Annotated in this window: 14 protein-coding genes, 2 pseudogenes and 2 riboswitches; of the genes and pseudogenes, 14 read left to right on the top strand and 2 right to left on the bottom strand. The window is 43.4% G+C overall.

The features are described from left to right. The 12 genes and pseudogenes from AC6I5A_RS14115 to metF form a co-directional block, all read left to right on the top strand. The coding region (locus AC6I5A_RS14115) for a DDE transposase (RefSeq protein ID WP_034617464.1) at nt 1-1,527 on the top strand (1,527 nt) is incomplete at its 5' end. 172 nt (nt 1,528-1,699) lie between these two features. Continuing rightward, a riboswitch (cobalamin riboswitch) is annotated at nt 1,700-1,883 on the top strand. A gap of 394 nt (nt 1,884-2,277) precedes the next feature. Then, the gene (locus AC6I5A_RS14110) at nt 2,278-3,084 is read left to right on the top strand and encodes an energy-coupling factor ABC transporter permease (RefSeq protein WP_497900786.1); all 807 of its coding nucleotides are present in this window, start codon (nt 2,278-2,280) and stop codon (nt 3,082-3,084) included. Next, a complete protein-coding gene (locus tag AC6I5A_RS14105) occupies nt 3,081-3,377 on the top strand; it encodes an energy-coupling factor ABC transporter substrate-binding protein (protein WP_034617461.1) in 297 nt (98 codons plus the stop codon). The genes AC6I5A_RS14110 and AC6I5A_RS14105 overlap by 4 nt, the downstream gene beginning before the upstream one ends. Then, entirely contained in the window at nt 3,374-4,144 is a 771-nt protein-coding gene (cbiQ, locus tag AC6I5A_RS14100; protein WP_034617457.1) for a cobalt ECF transporter T component CbiQ, read from the top strand. The genes AC6I5A_RS14105 and cbiQ overlap by 4 nt, the downstream gene beginning before the upstream one ends. 3 nt (nt 4,145-4,147) lie before the next feature. Then, a complete protein-coding gene (locus AC6I5A_RS14095) occupies nt 4,148-4,999 on the top strand; it encodes an energy-coupling factor ABC transporter ATP-binding protein (protein ID WP_034617454.1) in 852 nt (283 codons plus the stop codon). A 158-nt stretch (nt 5,000-5,157) separates the two neighbouring features. Then, nucleotides 5,158-5,883 (top strand): precorrin-6A/cobalt-precorrin-6A reductase, encoded by a 726-nt coding sequence (locus tag AC6I5A_RS14090; protein ID WP_034617451.1) that lies wholly within the window; start codon nt 5,158-5,160, stop codon nt 5,881-5,883. Between the two features lie 184 nt (nt 5,884-6,067). Then, nucleotides 6,068-6,874, top strand: coding sequence for an undecaprenyl-diphosphate phosphatase (locus AC6I5A_RS14085; RefSeq protein ID WP_034617470.1), 807 nt, complete (start codon nt 6,068-6,070; stop codon nt 6,872-6,874). Nucleotides 6,875-6,966: 92 nt separating this feature from the next. Continuing rightward, nucleotides 6,967-7,151, top strand: a riboswitch (cobalamin riboswitch). A gap of 126 nt (nt 7,152-7,277) precedes the next feature. After that, nucleotides 7,278-9,365, top strand: coding sequence for a ribonucleoside triphosphate reductase (locus tag AC6I5A_RS14080; RefSeq protein ID WP_034617449.1), 2,088 nt, complete (start codon nt 7,278-7,280; stop codon nt 9,363-9,365). Beyond that, a complete protein-coding gene (locus AC6I5A_RS14075) occupies nt 9,362-10,054 on the top strand; it encodes an anaerobic ribonucleoside-triphosphate reductase activating protein (protein ID WP_497900785.1) in 693 nt (230 codons plus the stop codon). Before AC6I5A_RS14080 ends, AC6I5A_RS14075 begins: the two co-directional genes overlap by 4 nt. A 20-nt stretch (nt 10,055-10,074) precedes the next feature. After that, the gene (locus AC6I5A_RS14070; RefSeq protein WP_034617439.1) at nt 10,075-11,358 is read left to right on the top strand and encodes a coproporphyrinogen III oxidase family protein; all 1,284 of its coding nucleotides are present in this window, start codon (nt 10,075-10,077) and stop codon (nt 11,356-11,358) included. A 141-nt stretch (nt 11,359-11,499) separates the two neighbouring features. After that, a pseudogene (gene metE, locus AC6I5A_RS14065) lies at nt 11,500-13,774 on the top strand (5-methyltetrahydropteroyltriglutamate--homocysteine S-methyltransferase). Further along, the gene (metF, locus tag AC6I5A_RS14060; RefSeq protein ID WP_034617437.1) at nt 13,761-14,624 is read left to right on the top strand and encodes a methylenetetrahydrofolate reductase [NAD(P)H]; all 864 of its coding nucleotides are present in this window, start codon (nt 13,761-13,763) and stop codon (nt 14,622-14,624) included. Before metE ends, metF begins: the two are co-directional and overlap by 14 nt. A gap of 180 nt (nt 14,625-14,804) precedes the next feature. Here metF and AC6I5A_RS14055 read toward each other — a convergent pair whose 3' ends face one another. Next, on the bottom strand, nt 14,805-15,716 hold the full coding sequence (locus AC6I5A_RS14055; RefSeq protein WP_034617434.1) for a LysR family transcriptional regulator: 912 nt from the start codon (nt 15,714-15,716) through the stop codon (nt 14,805-14,807). Between the two features lie 97 nt (nt 15,717-15,813). Continuing rightward, nucleotides 15,814-15,957 (bottom strand): annotated as a pseudogene (locus tag AC6I5A_RS14050) (Uma2 family endonuclease); the annotation flags it as partial. A 269-nt stretch (nt 15,958-16,226) separates the two neighbouring features. Here AC6I5A_RS14050 and AC6I5A_RS14045 point away from each other — a divergent pair. Continuing rightward, entirely contained in the window at nt 16,227-16,451 is a 225-nt protein-coding gene (locus AC6I5A_RS14045) for a helix-turn-helix transcriptional regulator (RefSeq protein WP_034617432.1), read from the top strand. Between the two features lie 114 nt (nt 16,452-16,565). Beyond that, complete coding sequence (locus tag AC6I5A_RS14040; protein WP_497900784.1) at nt 16,566-17,069, top strand: methylated-DNA--[protein]-cysteine S-methyltransferase; 504 nt, start codon at nt 16,566-16,568, stop codon at nt 17,067-17,069. The last annotated feature ends 106 nt before the right edge of the window (nt 17,070-17,175 follow it).

Below are 17,175 nucleotides of genomic sequence, written 5' to 3'. Positions count from 1 at the left end.
AAAATTGATGAGAAACTATTTGAGCCCCTCTATTCCAGCGATAATGGACGTCCGAATTTTCCGATCAATATCCTAGTGGCTCTGGAAATCATCAAACATCTAAAGAATTATACGGATGAAGTCCTTTTTGACGCCTTTGCCTACGACTTTCAAATTTCCTATGCCGTTGGCCTCCGTAATATCGGAGAACGGTATTTTGCGCGCAGAACCTTCTATGAATTTCGAGCCAGACTATATCAATACACCTTGGATCATCCCAAAGAAGGGGATGTGATCTTTCAACAGTTTGAAACACTCGTCCAACACTTCATTAAAGTCGCTCAACTGGATACCGACGAACAGAGAATGGATTCAACTCAGGTCATGTCGAACATCAAACGGGCTGGACGTCTCGCCTTGGCTTATGATGTTTTACTTCAAGCCATCAAGGTCTGTCCGCCAGAGATTCTTAGCTCGGACCTTTTAGAAGTCTTAGATTCCCATTACAAGACAACCCTCCTCTACAAATTAAAAGATACCGAAGTCTCATCACGTCTAGAAAAACTCTTGAATTCAGGAGGTGAACTCAGCCAACTTGTGAAGGATAACGTGGAACTTCAACTGCGTTCAGAATTTCAGGTACTCGTTCGCTTTTTGAAAGAACAAACGATTTATGATGACCAACGCAAAGTACGGCTGGCTAAAGAAAACAAGGATATCGCCGCGGGTTCCCTTCAATCAGCCTTTGATTCAGAGGCAACGTTTCGGAAAAAGGCGGGCAAAAATCATGTCGGCTATGCGGTCAATCTCATAGAGACCTGCGCAGAGGCTAATCCCGTTCAAATTGTGACGGATTTCCAGGTGGAACCGAATAGCACAAGTGATGTCTTAATGGCGGATCAAAGTCTTGAAAGACTTCAAAAAAGCACTCCCGTGAAAGACCTTTACGTAGATGGGGGATATTATAGTAGCGAACTCGTTAAAAAAGCGGAACGTCTTGGAGCAAAACTCCATTATACGGATATGACCGGACGAAAGGCTTTCTCAAACAAACTGCCTTATAGCGCCTTTAACATTAAAAACTTTGAATCGATCCTGAACTGTCCAAACTCACAAAAACCAACGCGGAGTGATTTTAACTCGCAGAGTGGCATCTTGAGTGCTCATTTTGACCGAAACATCTGCACTCAATGTCCCTTAAAGAATCAATGCCCCGTCAAGTTCCAAAAGAAGGATACCGTCTTGCGCTTCAACCAAAAAAGTCTTATCGCCGAAACTACCCGCTTAATCCTCATGGACAAGAAAGATCGCAACGAAAATGGTAGTAAACGTGCCGCGATTGAAGGAACGAATTCCGCCTTAAAGCGGGCTCGTGGAGCAGGCAAACTTAGAGTTCGTGGTTTAGTACGTTGTACCCTGACCATGGGATTAAAAACAATCGCTCATAACTTCCATCAGATCGTTCGTTTCTTACAAGGCGATACTCGTCAGAATAACAAAAACAAAAAAACTCGAGTCAAACTCCAAGGGGTCCTTGCGCCAATTTAGAGGAAATAACGGGTTAGAACGAAGGAATACCACTTAATAAGACGGCCAAGCAGACAATTATTCGAGATATTAGTGAAAGTTATGAATCACGACATCCATAAGATGGAAAAAACAGCTCAAATTTGCCTTCGGGTAAGAATTAGGTTGATATTTTCAGAGTTTCAGCACCAGAATCATTTATAGATGAGCAAGCGATTTTTCTAAGCCGAAAAATCATAACAGGGAAGCCGGTTTAAATCCGGCGCGGTCCCGCCACTGTAAAGGGGAGTTTGTGCCACATCCACTGAGGAAACTTGGGAAGGAGGCGCGAAACGAGGAACCTGAGCCAGGAGACCTGATTGCTCATATGCTCTACTCACGATGTATGGGTGGCAGGAATTTTTAAGTTCAGCCCTTCATATTTTGGAGGGCTTTTATATATCTTTAGGTATAACTTGATCCAATCGTAAGACTCCCACTTCTACAAGTGGGAGAGGTACACCTTATTCTGCTTCGGTGGGGGTAATGTTCAACTTTAGTTAAACGAGTTCACTAGTTTCCCGAGGGAAACTGACCTTAGGGGAAAAGTCTTGTTCAGGCGGGATCTGCTTTCAAAAATGCGAATGCGACTTGGAAGCGGAAGAGAACGCAGGGTTCGAGACAACCATCCATTGCTATCTTTGTGATGAGTGATGCGAGGTTGTCTCCTTATTTTTTATAGAATGGAGGAGAAAATGGAGTTGAGTCAATGAAGGATAGGCTGATGTTAAAATGAAAGGGGTCGATGTTATTATGAATTTGCGTATGATCAAACGAATTAGTTTCTTAATTGCCTATGTTTTGGCTGTCTATATCGTCTTTCCCAATAATGCTTATGCTATGCATATTATGGAAGGATTCTTGCCTTTCAACTGGGCCGCCTTCTGGTGGATCGCTATGATTCCGTTTGTTATCGCGGGGGTACGTTCTATTAAAAAAACAGTGACCGAACAGCCAAGTTTAAAAATGATGCTCGGTATGGCCGGAGCTTTTGCGTTTGTATTATCAGCTCTTAAAATTCCGTCCGTAACGGGTAGCTGCTCGCACCCAACAGGAGTGGGCTTTGGCGCTATACTATTCGGACCGGCGGCAATGACCGTCTTGGGGATGCTTGTCCTAATCTTTCAGGCGCTTCTCCTTGCTCATGGCGGAATAACAACCTTAGGTGCCAATACGTTCTCCATGGGAATTGTCGGTCCATTTGTCTCATACGGTATTTATAAAGGTACAAAAAAACTGGGAGCTCCTCTATGGCTATCTGTGTTCCTGTCAGCGACAATAGGCGATTTAATGACTTACATCACAACATCTTTTCAGTTGGGGCTGGCCTTTCCAGCGGCGACCGGGGGCGTAATGGCCTCTGCTCTGGAATTCATGGGCATCTTTTTCTTCACACAGCTGCCCTTAGCCATCAGCGAAGGTATCCTTACCGTTTTGGTCATTAATATCCTGAGTGCTTATAATCAGAAAGAGTTGGCAATTTTAGGTATATTTACCGGGAAAGAGTTATCTGCTAAAAAACAGGGGGTGAAAGCATGAAACCCATTGCCAAGAATGGAATCCTACTAGTCATTGTTGCTGCACTGGCCTTTGGTCCCCTTTTTCTGGCACGTAATGCCGAATTCGCCGGGGCCGATGTTCAAGCAGGAGAAGCAATCAACACGGTGGCTCCCGATTATGAACCTTGGTTTAACCCTTTCTATGAACCAGCGAGCGGTGAAGTCGAAACTTTCTTGTTTGCTCTGCAGGCAGCCATAGGAAGCGGAATCTTTTTTTACTTCTTAGGTTATTCAAAAGGAAAATTCAATGCGAGCAAGAAGGAACAAACTTGATTGACATAGATAGTTACGCCTATTGTAATAATTTAAAAACAGTCCACCCGGCGGAAAAATCTCTTTTCGCGCTGATGAGCGTGCTGGCGTGTCTAACTGCTGCCACGCTCATCACCCCTCTGATCGTCCTGGCTTTAATGGCGGGGGGAATAGTCATCAAAGCAGGCATCCCCACTCGCATTTTTGTCAGACTAATGATTGTACCTCTTTCGTTTCTCCTGATCGGCGTTTTAACGATTGCTTTTTCGGTCTCGACTAATCCATCGGGATTTTGGCTCGCTCAAACCATTCATGGTCTTACCGTTGGAATACGTTACCCAGATTTCATCACAGCAGTTCACCTTTTTTTCAGATCGCTGGGCTCGGTTTCTTGTCTTTACTTTCTGGCACTGACTACTCCCATGACGGAGCTGATTACCGTACTCCATAAACTGAAGGTTCCTGTGCTTATCACCGAATTGATGGTGCTTATTTATCGCTTTATCTTTGTCTTTTTGGAAACAGCCTCCACGATTAGGCGTGCTCAGCTTTCACGTTCAGGCTACATCTCGATGAGAGCCTCTTTTCGTTCGTTGGGTCTGCTCTTTACAGCATTGTTAGGGAAAGTTTTTGTAAGATCCCAAGAACTATACAATGCCATGTCAGCGCGGGGTTACTCTGGGACGATTAAGGTACTGACCAAGGAACGTCCTGTCAGCTGCAGAAATTATCTGATTATCACGGGTTTGGAGATCCCTTTAATCTTATTGAATATACTTTGGAGGTAAAATATGTCGGAAATCATCCTTGAAGCCGTTGATTTAGAGTATTCTTATCCTGATGGCACAAAGGCATTGCACAATGTGAATTTGCAAGTTCATAAGGGGGATAAACTGGCCATTGTGGGATCGAACGGTGCTGGAAAATCCACGTTATTTATGCAATTTAACGGAATTTATCGTCCAAATTCAGGGTCAATAAATTACCAGGGACAAGAAATATCCTACAAAAACAAGGCGCTGATTGAATTGCGCAAAGAAGTGGGAATCGTCTTTCAAGATCCGGATAGTCAGCTTTTTTCCTCCAGTGTTTATCAGGATATCTCGTTTGGTCCTCTTAATCTGGGACTTTCAGAACAGGAAGTGAAAGCTAGAGTAAAACAAGCCTTGATCGATACGGAAACGACAGACCTCGAAGATAAACCAACTCATCTATTAAGTTATGGTCAAAAAAAACGAGTGTCCATCGCGGGTGTTCTGGCGATGAAGCCGGAAGTTATTATTTTTGATGAACCAACTGCTGGACTGGACCCTCGTCATTCCAGGGAATTCATGCAGCTTCTGGAGAAGTTGAGCAGTGCGGGTAAAACGATTATTCTAGCCACCCATGATGTCGATTTAGCCTATTCATGGTCAGACCGGCTTGCTATAATGTGCAGTGGAGAGATCATTGCTCATGGAGAACCCTGCGAGCTGTTTATGCACCCGAAAAATGTGAAACGTGCCGATTTAGCACTTCCCTGGCTGATAGAAATGCATGGCATATTGGTTCAAAAAGGATGGCTGCCTACGTCTAGCCCTATGCCGAAAACAAGGGAAGAGTTATATAGAAGCGTTCTGACAAAGAACGCGGCATCGGCTTAACTCAGATCAACATTCTCCCGACATTCACCATAGACATACGCATTTGTCATAAACAAAGTTGTCATTGATCACAACACTAATACAGTAAGATCGTAGTTTTTATTACACTCGTTTTATCTTTAGTTGAACGAGTTCACTACGGCTTTGGAGGAAAAAACATGATCATGCTTTTGGGCGAAACTGTGGCGGCACGTGAGATTAGTAAATGCCTCGACACTAGAGGGCTTAAATTCATACGGGTACAAACCTGGACAGCTTGGACCGGCACTGAGGCACCTTCATTAATCCTTGATGCCAGCCATCCTTCCAGCAGCGTGAAGTTGGCCCCTTTACGCCAATGGTGTGAGCAGCAGGGCGTTCCTTATTTAAGGCTCGAAAGACCGGAGACTGTCATTCCAGACAGCTTATTAATATATCCAGTTTGTACCTGGGAGGAAGTTTTGCTCAAATTAGAACAGCGAGTCGGTGCAGTACATAAAGATAAAGGACGATTAGTAACGATTTTCGTGACGACGGGTAGCCACCAACTGGAAAGCATCGTGCAAGCTGACTTTGCTCGTTATGCTCGTTTAGTTGTTAGGGTTCTTCCGGAAGGACGGTTAGTCCAAAAATGTCAGGATATGGGTATCTTACCGAAAGATATCGTAGCAATGCAGGGACAATTTTCTAAAGAAATTAACAAAGCGCTCTTTAAATTCTATGGAGCAGATATTCTATTGACCAGAGATAGTGGATCTGCCGGGGGTACAGATACAAAAATTTCGGCAGCCTTAGAATTAGGGATAGAGATAGTCCTTTTGAAAAGAACTAAGACGAATGATGGTTTGATGGTGAATAATGTCAAAGAATTACTGGATTGGGTTGAGACAAATAGCCCAAAATGATTTACTAGCTTGAGGAAATCTGAAGCAGATAATATTAATGTTGGTTAAATAATGCTCCTGATTGCATATGCAACATTTGCGTCAGTGTTGTATTTATGTTGTAATTAGTATTTAATTAAGGAGCCGAGTAAAGTAGTAAGGAGAAGGTTTTGAACAGAAATACTGGTTGAAACGAGATGATGCTATGAACGATTTTCTCAGTGCTTTGATTTTAGGAATTGTCGAGGGAATTACCGAATTTCTTCCTATTTCCTCTACGGGACACCTAATTATAGTGAACCAGTTTGTAGGGTTCACTGAACAATTTGCGAATATGTTTGACGTGGTAATACAACTAGGCGCTATTCTTTCGGTGGTTGTCTACTTTTGGAAAAGACTTATTCCATTAGGCTTTAACAAATCATCAGACAATCAAGGTATATTTGACCTGTGGAAAAAGACTCTCGTTGGGGTGATCCCTGCACTTGGAATAGGATTTCTAGTAGGAAAATACATAGAAGAACTTTTATTTAATACGACAGTTGTAGCAATTGCCCTAATCGTAGGGGGGCTGATTCTATTGTACATTGAAAACAAGAGACCCTCAGTTCGAATTAGCTCAATACAACATCTGAGTTACAAAACTGCTTTCCTCATCGGTCTTATTCAGTGTTTAGCAATGATACCTGGTACCTCGCGCTCGGCAGCGACCATAATTGGGGCAATGTTATTAGGCGCAACAAGAGTTGTTGCCGCTGAATTCTCCTTCTTTTTGGCAATTCCTACTATGTTTGCCGCTTCGGCTTACTCATTCTTCAAAAATAGCATGTTCTTGACGGCGCACGAGTTAATTGTTGTTGCTTGTGGATTTTTCGTTTCATTTATTGTGGCCTGGATGGTAATTGCAGGATTCATGAATTATATCAGCAAAAGGGATTTTAAACCGTTTGCTTATTATAGAATTGTGCTTGGTATATTCGTGCTTATCTATTTTGGCTTCCTTCAGTCCTGATCCAGCCTTGCAAAAGAGCGCCTCGTATGTTGAAATTAATAACTAACTTCATGATTGACAGATTAGGCTAACATAGGATAGCATGGAGACAATCGAATAGCAGAAATAAAGGTGCGAGTACTTAGCGTACAGCTTAAAAGGGAAGCAGGTTGAAGTCCTGCACGGTCCCGCCACTGTAACGGGGAGATGTTTCATGACAGGCCACTGGTGCATACTGGGAAGGCGTGAAGCATTAATGAACCCAAGTCAGAAGACCTGCCTTTATCCATGAACCGGTTACTCTACGAGCGATAGGGGGGGTTCTTAAGTTCCTTTAATTATATGTATTCAGGGATATACATAGCCTCTTGGCGCTCAGCGTCAAGGGGCTTTTCAATTGAAATAATTGGAGGTTGATTAACTGATGCTCACCGGAATTATGAAAAGGGATGGCCGAATTGAGGCTTTTAAGCAAGAGAAGATCGTGCAGGCTATTTTTAAGGCAGCCAAAGCTTGCGGCGGAGCGGACTATGAGCGGGCTGAGGAAATAGGCGGACAGGTAGCCGATATCTTAAACACTAATTTCAGGGACAAGCTGCCGGATGTAGAATCAATCCAGGATCTCGTGGAGAAAGCGCTGATTGAAAACGGACATGCCAAAACAGCGAAGGCTTTTATACTTTATCGGCAAAAAAGGAAAAGCACCCGGGAGATGGAAGCGCTGGTCGGCGCGACCATTGGCATGTTTTCCGACTATCTGGGCGATAAGGATTGGCAAATTTGTGAAAATGCCAACACCCAGAAGAGTATTAACGGTTTAAACAATTATATCCGCGAAGCCTTTACCAAAAAGTATTGGCTTTATGAAATCTATCCGCAGGAGGTGCGGGAGGCGCATGAAAACGGCGATTGCCATATTCATGACTTGGGCTTTTTTGGACCCTATTGCGCGGGTTGGGATTTACGACAGCTCCTGCTGGATGGCTTCGGAGGAGTACCCGGCAAGGTGGAGAGCGGTCCGGCCAAACACTTGCGTTCTTTCCTGGGGCAAATCGTAAATTCTACCTTTACTACTCAAGGAGAAACTGCCGGGGCACAGGCTTGGTCAAGCTTTGATACTTTTTGCGCGCCTTTTATCCGGCATGACCAAATGACCTTTTCTCAAGTCAAACAGTGTTTGCAGGAATTTGTTTTTAATATCAATGTTCCCACCCGCGTTGGCTTTCAGTGCCCCTTTTCCAATCTGACGTTGGACATCAGGGTGCCTGCTACGCTGAAAGATGAGCAGGTGATCATTAGCGGAACCTATACCGAGGCCAAATACGGAGATTTTCAGAACGAGTTGGATCTGTTCAACTTGGCCTTCTGTGAAGTTATGCTGGAAGGAGATGCCAAGGGAAGAGTATTTACGTTCCCGATTCCCACCCTGAATATTACCAAAGACTTTGCTTGGGAGAGCCCGGTAGCGGATGCCTTTATGAGAATTACTTGCAAGTATGGAATTCCTTATTTCGCTAATTATAACAACTCAGATCTGTCCCCCGAAGATGCCGTATCTATGTGCTGTCGGTTAAGGCTGGATACCGGTGAACTTCGCAAAAGAGGCGGGGGTTTGTTCGGAAGCAATCCGCTCACGGGCTCAATTGGGGTAGTTACGATTAACTTGCCCAGATTAGGCTATTTAGCCAAGACCAAACAGGAATTTTTGCAAGGCCTGAAAAAAATGGCTGAAATCGGGCGCACTGCCTTGGAGATTAAGCGGAAAATTATTGAGCAGCAGTCAGAAAAGGGACTGTATCCCTATTCATGTTCGTATTTGAGACCGGCCAAGGAACGGACTGGGGAGTATTGGCACAATCATTTCAGTACGCTCGGCATTGTCGGCATGCATGAAGCGTTGCTGAATTTCATGGGCCAAGGGATTGAAACTGCGGAAGGTCAGGAGTTTTCCGTGGAGGTTATGCACTATTTACGGGCGCTCTTGGTAAAATTTCAACGGGAGACCGGAAACGTCTACAATTTGGAAGCGACGCCGGCGGAGGGAACAGCCTATCGTCTGGCGATGTTGGATACGAAAAGGTATGACTCCATTATTACCGCCGGCGCGCAAGTACCTTATTATTCCAACTCCACCCAACTTCCGGTAGGGTATACTGATGACCTTTTTGAGGTTTTGGAGCTGCAGGATGAATTGCAGTCTCTTTACACCGGGGGAACGGTGCAGCACCTGTATCTGGGTGAAGCGGTGGAAGATCTGCAGGTTTGCAAGCGGCTGATTCAAAAAATCTTCGCCAAATATAAAATTCCCTACATCTCCATTACGCCGACCTTCAGTATCTGCGACGCCCACGGCTATATCCGCGGAGAACATTTCAGCTGTCCCGAATGTGGCGCCGAGGCTGAAGTATGGTCCAGAGTGACAGGCTACCTGAGACCGGTCCAGAACTATAATCTGGGGAAGAAAGAAGAGTATAAACAGAGGAAAAAATTCATCATGCCGGAAGTGGGATGATGAATATAGCAGGATTAATAAAAACTTCCTTTGTTGATTATCCGGGTAAGATCGCGTCGGTGGTTTTTACCCAGGGCTGCAATTTGCGCTGCGGTTATTGTCACAATCATAGTCTTATCGAAAAAAATGATGCTTCAACCGGTATCCAGCCGGAGGAAGTTTTCAAATTCCTTGCGAAAAGAAACGAAATGATTGATGCAGTGGTGATCAGCGGCGGAGAACCGACTTTGCAAAAGAATCTTCACGTATTTATTGAAGAATTGAAAGCCAGGAGTTTGCTCGTCAAGCTGGATACAAACGGAACAAATCCGGATATTTTGAGAACGTTACTCGAAGATGAGCTGCTGGATTTTATCGCCATGGATATAAAGGCCCCGTTCAGCAAATATGCCGGAATTACAGGGACAAGCCGGTTGGAGTTAGTGTCAATTCGGGAAAGTGTGGAAGTCATTAAAAATAGCGGACTGGCTTATGAGTTCAGGACGACGCTATGCCCCGAACTCGAAGCAGCTGATTTGTCAAGCATAATAATAGATTTTGGAGTTGCTTCCAATTATGTGCTGCAGCGCTGCAGAAGCACGGATTTTAATAAAACAACCAGGAACAAGCAGGATTTGCAGAGCTTACTGCAATGGTCTAAAGAAAACTGGTCCTTCTTAGCTTTTCGAGGGTTTGAAGGGTTAAATTAAGAATTAAGGAGTGGCCGGAGATGTTGACTGAAAGATTCGTTGCCTTTGCAGTCAGGAAAAAACTTGATAGATATCTGCGTTTTGATCCCCATGCGTCTAGTGAGCTTCCTTTAATTATGAATAATAAGAAACCCCTGATGATGTATGTGCATATTCCTTTTTGCGAGGAGCTTTGCCCCTATTGTTCTTTTCATCGGGTAACATTCCGCGAAGATCTGGCCAGAGCTTATTTCTCCGCACTGAAAAAAGAGATTTTCATGTACAAGGAACGGGGTTATAATTTTGAAGCTCTTTATATTGGAGGCGGGACACCGACGGTTTTAATGGCTGAGCTGGTAGAGATTATCGAGTTGATTAAGAGCTGTTTTGATGTTCAAGAAATCTCTGTCGAGACTAATCCTGATCATTTGGACATGAGCCGTATACGGGCCCTGCGGGATATTGGCGTAGGCCGTTTATCTGTGGGTGTGCAATCCTTTAACGATGAAATATTGAAAGCAACTGACCGCTATTATAAATATGGAAGCGGCAGTGAAGTAATGGAGAAAATTGCTGAGCTGCAAGGCTATTTTCCGACCTTTAATGTGGATATGATCTTTAATTTTCCCGTCCAGACTGCAGAAACGCTAAAGCGCGACCTTGAAATCATTCGCGCTTTAAAAGTTGATCAGGTGACCTATTATCCCCTTATGGTAGCAACTTCAACCCGGAAAAATGTCGAAAAAAAATTAGGGCGCGTTGACGACGAGCGGGGAAGGCCTTTTTATGAGCTTATTACCGAAGCGCTTAGTGAAGACTACCAGCCAAGTACGGCCTGGTGCTTTAATCGCAAAAATCCTACCTGGCTTCAAACGGCAAAATTTAACGATACAGGTATAATTGATGAATATGTGATCAATTATGATCAATATGCAGGGATAGGCAGTGGCGCTTTAGGATACCTTGAGGGCAGCATTTACGCCAATACCTTTAATATTCCTGAATATATTCAACGAGTTGAGAGGGGCGAGTTCCCGATCATTGCGCGGCGCGACTTAAGCCTGCGGGAGAGATTGTTATATGATTTTCTGATGCGGTTTTTTGGCCTTTCCCTTGATTTGGAACAGATGAGCAAAAAACATGGTGTTAACGCCGCTGCGTACCTTTTACCGGAGATTTTGTTCTTTACGATGGTTGGCGGCATCAAGCAAAGTGAGGAAAAAACCCTGCTTAAGACCAAGGATCAATACTATTGGGTAATTATGATGAGGGAATTTTTCACCGCAGTCAATAACTTCCGTGACTACTGTCGTTCCATGACTTAACTTCGTATTGCTTTATCCGCAGGATCTGCAGCGATTGTCCCATAGAAAAAAACTATGCAATCAAATAGAAAACGAGTGTTACCCTACGGTGTTACTTTTGTACTACACTTAATACATTACAAATCGAAAGGGTGAACACTTATGAAAACAGCAATTATCGGATATCCTCGCGTAGGAAGTCTAAGAGAATTAAAATTTGCTGCTGAGAGATATTTCAGAAAAGAAATTACAGCGGAAGAATTGCAGAAAACAGCAAAAGCCCTCCGTAAATCATATTGGAGCATTCAGCGTGAAAACGGAAATGACTTCATTCCGTCAAACGACTTTTCTTTTTACGACAACATGCTTGACACAGCATGCCTGCTGAATGTCGTTCCCGAAAGATATAAGGCTCTGAACCTCTCTCTGCTCGATACCTATTTTGCGGCGGCAAAGGGCTATCAAAGCGAAAAAGGCGATGTAAAAGCACTTGCTATGAAAAAGTGGTTCAATACGAACTATCACTATATTGTTCCCGAAATCGATGACTGTACCGAAATATCTCTTGTAGGTTCAAAGCCATTTGACGAGTTTAACGAAGCACGTAAGTTTGGGATCAGCACAAAGCCTGTTATTCCTGGCGCACTAACATTTTTAAAGCTTGTGCGATTTACGGGTAAAAAGAATATTTCCGACTTCACAGATACGGTAATTAAGGCTTATCGCGAAATCCTCACGAAATTCGATCAGCTTGGCGCAGAGTGGGTACCAGTTCGACGAGCCTTATCTTGTAAGAGATTTGACCGCTGATGATACCGTACTTTTCACCAGGCTTTACAGACAAATCCTTTCTGCAAAGGGAAATGTCAGTGTACTTTTACAGACCTATTTTGGCGACATTCGTGACTGCTATATTGAAGTGACAAGCCTTGCTTTTGACGGGGTAGGCCTTGATTTTGTCGAGGGGAAGCAGTCGCTTGCACTTGTAAAGGCAAACGGTTTTCCGAGTGATAAAATTCTGTTTGCAGGCGTTGTAAACGGTAAAAATATCTGGCGTAACAGCTATGCAAAGACGCTTGATATTATTGGTGAATTGCAAAAACACTGCGACAATATAGTGTTGAATACATCCTGTTCATTGCTCCATGTTCCGTATACGCTGAAAAACGAAACAAAGCTGGCGGATGAATACAAAAAGTATTTCGTATTTGCAGAGGAAAAGCTGGCGGAGCTTGCGGAACTGAAAAATATTTTATCTGCAGATAAACCAATGGAAACTGATGTATATGTCCGCAACGCAGCACTTTTCAATGAAAGTAGAAATTGCTCCAATTCTGATATTCAAGCAAAGGTATCCGCACTTCTGGATAAGGATTTCATAAGACTTCCGGTATTTGCAGAGCGTGAAAAAATCCAAAGTAAAGAATTCAACTTGCCACTTTTTCCGACAACTACAATCGGCTCGTTCCCACAGACTGCCGAAGTAAAAGCAAACCGTTCCTCTTTCAAAAGCGGGAAAATTACAGAAGCGCAGTACACTGATTTCAACAAGCAGAAAATCGCGGAATGCGTTGCCTTACAGGAAAAAATTGGGCTTGATGTGCTTGCTCACGGTGAATTTGAACGAAACGATATGGTTGAGTATTTCGGTGAATGTCTTGACGGTTATATCTTTACGGAAAAAGCGTGGGTGCAGTCCTATGGCACACGCTGTGTCAAGCCGCCTGTTGTTTGGGGTGACATTTCCCGTGCCAAGCCTATGACTGTTGCCTATTCTGTCTATGCGCAGAGCATTATCAAGAAGCCGATGAAAGGTATGCTCACTGGACCCGTTACCATTCTTAACTGGTCGTTTCCCCGAGAAGATATTTCATTGAAGGAATGTGCATATCAGATTGGTCTGGCAATCCGCGAAGAAGTCCTCGACCTTGAAGCAAACGGTATTAAGATTATTCAGGTTGACGAAGCCGCTTTCCGGGAAAAGCTCCCTTTGCGTAAATCAGATTGGAGAAGTGATTATCTTGACTGGGCAATTCCTGCGTTCAGGATGGTTCACAGCGGCGTCAAGGCGGAAACGCAAATTCATACGCATATGTGTTACAGTGAATTTAACGATATTATCCGGGATATTGACAATATGGACGCTGATGTGATTACCTTTGAGGCGTCACGTTCAGACCTTACTATTTTGACCGCTCTGGAAGAAAACAATTTCAGAACACATGTCGGCCCTGGCGTTTATGATATTCATTCGTCGAGAATCCCAGGCGTAGAGGAGATCAAGGCGGCGCTAAACAAAATGCTTGAAAAAATCCCGGCGGAAAAGCTATGGGTTAACCCCGACTGCGGATTGAAAACGAGAGGAAATGCCGAAACTGTGCCGAGCCTTGAACATCTGGTGCAGGCGGCAAAGGAAATCAGAAATGAAAACTGCTGAACTTTTTAAAATTAAACAAGTGCTGTCGTTCGAGATATTCCCACCCAAACGGACTGCCTCAATCGATACGATGTACAGTACTCTTGACGAACTGAAAGATCTTCACCCCGATTTTATCAGTGTGACCTATGGTGCAGGAGGAAGTGCAAACAACAACGCAACTCTTGAAATCGCCTCTGCAATCAAAAACAGTTACGGCATGGAAAGCGTTGCCCATCTGCCGGGTATCAATCTTTCACAAGAGGATGTGTTGTTTCTGCTCAATGGTTTGAAACGGAACGGTATTGAGAACATTCTTGCGCTCAGGGGAGATATCAATCCCGACATCAAGCCTTGCGGTGATTTCAAATACGCAAGTGAGCTGGTTTCGTTTATCAAGGAACATGGGAATTTCAATATTATCAGCGCGTGCTATCCGGAAGGACATCCTGAGAGCAACAGCATGATTAACGATATTCGAAACCTCAAACACAAGGTCGACGCAGGAACAGACCAGCTTATCACACAGCTTTTTCTCGACAACAGCTATTATTATGCTTTTCAGGAAAGAGCAGCCATTGCAGGTATAGATGTTCCGATTGAAGCAGGAATAATGCCGGTTGTCAACAAAAAGCAGATTGAGCGTATGGTAACGCTTTGCGGAGTAAATCTTCCTAAAAAGTTTGTGAGAATGATGGAGCGTTACGAGGATAACCCGATTGCTATGCGTGACGCAGGAATTGCTTATGCGGTTGACCAAATAGTTGATCTCTTTGCCCAGGGCGTTGATGGAATTCACCTCTACACGATGAACAATCCGTATATTGCGCAGAAAATCTACGAAGCGGTTTATCGACTGCTTGCGGCATAAAATTAAGGGACTGTAACCAAACTCGTTTTCCAGTTTGTTACAGCCCCATTTCCCCATTTAATTTGGGAATTTATCATATTTATAGAGATTACTCCCCACTTTAAGGTGTATAATTGCTCTTTTTGGGATAGTACACCATAACTTGAAATAATCTTAAGTTTCAGCACAGCCTCTTTTCTGCTAATATCCATATTCGGTAATCAGCCGTTTCAATTCGTCGATATAGCTTACGGCAAAGGCACTAAGCTGTGTTTTCTCGTTCATAATCCAGCCAACATTCATCTTTTCGTCTGTTATAAGCGGTACGGAAACAATATTATCCCCGTTAAGATTGCTGTTCAAAACACCTGTGCAGATTGTATAACCGTTCAGTCCGATCAGCAGATTAAACAGCGTTGCACGGTCGCTTACATGAATGATTTTCTTGTGCGGAACGGTACTGAGGATTTCCTCTGAAAAATAGAACGAGTTGTATTCTCCCTGTTCAAAAGCAAGACAGGGGTAGTTTTCTAAATCCGCAAGCGAAATGCTCTTTTGCTTTGCAAGAGGGTGTGTGGAACAAATAAAAACATGAGGGTCCGCCGTAAACAGCGGCGAAAAAACGAGGTGACTTTCCTTGAGAAATTTTGTAATTACCTTTTCGTTAAAATCATTGAGATATAGAATTCCGATTTCGCTGTGAAAATCCTTAACATCCTCAATGATTTCATATGTTCTCGTTTCACGCAGCGTAAATTCATACTCGTCCGAATCAAGAGAAGAAATAAGGTTTACAAAAGCATTTACGGCAAATGCGTAATGCTGTGTTGAAACGGAGCAAAGCTGTTTTGACGGCTTTTTACCGAGATAGTGTCTTTCAAGCAAATCGGCCTGTTCGACAACTTGTCTTGCATAGGAAAGAAATTCCGTTCCGTCTGAGGAAAGCGTTATGCCCTTTGCAGTACGCCTGAAAATCTCTATGCCAAGCTCGGTCTCAAGCTCCTTTACAGCGCTTGATAGGCTGGGCTGTGAAATATATAGCTGTTTTGCTGCTTCGGTTATTGAACCGCATTTTACAACTGTTATTATATATTTGAGCTGCTGTAGGGTCATGCTCAATCCTCCTCTAATAAGCATCATGCCTGTTTAATGAATGCCTTTGTGAACCTTGTCCGTCAGACAGATGTTGACAAATATGAATTTACACTGCTAGGCCGACTAATATTTCTGGGTGAATAGGGGATGGTGTAGCTTGCATATAAGCTATACCGTCAATAATCTCCCATCTTTCATCTTCCGACCAAGTGAGATAGTCGGCATAGGAGTATTTACCTTCTTCCTGTGGGAATGGTATGAAATCATTCCTCTCATTATGAATATAGTAATAATCTGTGCGCCGGATGGTAAACGCTGAATAGATTATCGGGGATCATGCTTTCGTTACTCTCATATTATACCAAATATTTGCTTTAATTTCATCTTTGACTTAACATATCCGAAGGCATGTCCATATAGTATAAGTGGATATAATAACCAATAGATGGTTTGATTAATTACATCAGAGAAAGATCACAGAATTGATCCTTGATAACCAACGATAGAAAAGATGGAGGAAATTAGAGTTTGAATGAGAGAAGGCAAGTGATCTATGCAGGTCATAAACTGAGAAAAGCCCGCCTTGAAGCGCTTATTGGCACTCAAAAGGAGTTAGCGGAGAAGACAGGAATTCCCGCTAATATCATCAGCGATTTAGAACGGGGTAAACGTCAGATGAGTCCAAACTGGGCTAAACGGATTGCTGAGGCAGTCGGGGGCAGCTGGACGGATTTCTTCGATTTAACCCAATGATAAACAGAAGGGAGAGGATATGCAATATCTATTAAAAGAGATGCAGGACGAGACACGGATACTTGTTTAAAGAACGATCAGAGTGCCCAAACCGTTACTTTCTGGACGGAAAGGATGACTATCAAAGACCTTGAGGTTGGGGTAACGGTTGCTTCGACTTTGATAGGATTATGTTGGCTAGGACTTGGTCCGTCTATTGAGAAAGAACAGACCTTGCGAACTTGGGCGTCGCGTTGGTTACCAAAATGCCTTGTAATTCGGAAGCGCGAGCCGAATAGTGAAGCTATTCGTCAACTACAAGAGTACCTTGCTGAAAAACGCAAGGTATTTACGATCCCTCTTCATCAGATCGGGACACCTTTTCAACGTCGAGTTTGGGAAGAACTCCTGCGCATTCCGTATGGAGAGACACGTAGTTATGGTGAAATAGCTATAAAGGTTAAAAATCTCAAAGGGCAGAGAGCTGTGGGCATGGCGAACCATAGAAATCCGATTGCAGTTATTGTGCCCTGTCATCGAGTAATCGGTAAAAACGGAAATTTGACGGGCTATGCCGATGGTTTGGACATTAAGCAAAGGCTTTTAGAGCTAGAAGATAAACATATAGGTTTTTATTGATCAATAGCATGATGTCACCTGAAGTTGGCTATGTTATAATAAAACAAATATCCAATTTTTGAACCACGAACCACGAACTTCGATAATATGTAATTATCCTCAAAAG

This window comes from Desulfosporosinus sp. Tol-M2, from assembly GCF_059735615.1.
This window is presented reverse-complemented; position numbering and strand designations above follow the sequence as displayed.

Excerpts from the sequence above, each read along its gene's own strand:
- AC6I5A_RS14110 (WP_497900786.1), top strand. The coding sequence starts at position 2,278 with ATGAAAGGGGTCGATGTTATTATGAATTTGCGTATGATCAAACGAATT.
- AC6I5A_RS14105 (WP_034617461.1), top strand. The coding sequence starts at position 3,081 with ATGAAACCCATTGCCAAGAATGGAATCCTACTAGTCATTGTTGCTGCA.
- AC6I5A_RS14095 (WP_034617454.1), top strand. The coding sequence starts at position 4,148 with ATGTCGGAAATCATCCTTGAAGCCGTTGATTTAGAGTATTCTTATCCT.
- AC6I5A_RS14090 (WP_034617451.1), top strand. The coding sequence starts at position 5,158 with ATGATCATGCTTTTGGGCGAAACTGTGGCGGCACGTGAGATTAGTAAA.
- AC6I5A_RS14085 (WP_034617470.1), top strand. The coding sequence starts at position 6,068 with ATGAACGATTTTCTCAGTGCTTTGATTTTAGGAATTGTCGAGGGAATT.
- AC6I5A_RS14080 (WP_034617449.1), top strand. The coding sequence starts at position 7,278 with ATGCTCACCGGAATTATGAAAAGGGATGGCCGAATTGAGGCTTTTAAG.
- AC6I5A_RS14075 (WP_497900785.1), top strand. The coding sequence starts at position 9,362 with ATGATGAATATAGCAGGATTAATAAAAACTTCCTTTGTTGATTATCCG.
- AC6I5A_RS14070 (WP_034617439.1), top strand. The coding sequence starts at position 10,075 with ATGTTGACTGAAAGATTCGTTGCCTTTGCAGTCAGGAAAAAACTTGAT.
- metF (WP_034617437.1), top strand. The coding sequence starts at position 13,761 with ATGAAAACTGCTGAACTTTTTAAAATTAAACAAGTGCTGTCGTTCGAG.
- AC6I5A_RS14055 (WP_034617434.1), bottom strand. The coding sequence starts at position 15,716 with ATGACCCTACAGCAGCTCAAATATATAATAACAGTTGTAAAATGCGGT.
- AC6I5A_RS14040 (WP_497900784.1), top strand. The coding sequence starts at position 16,566 with ATGACTATCAAAGACCTTGAGGTTGGGGTAACGGTTGCTTCGACTTTG.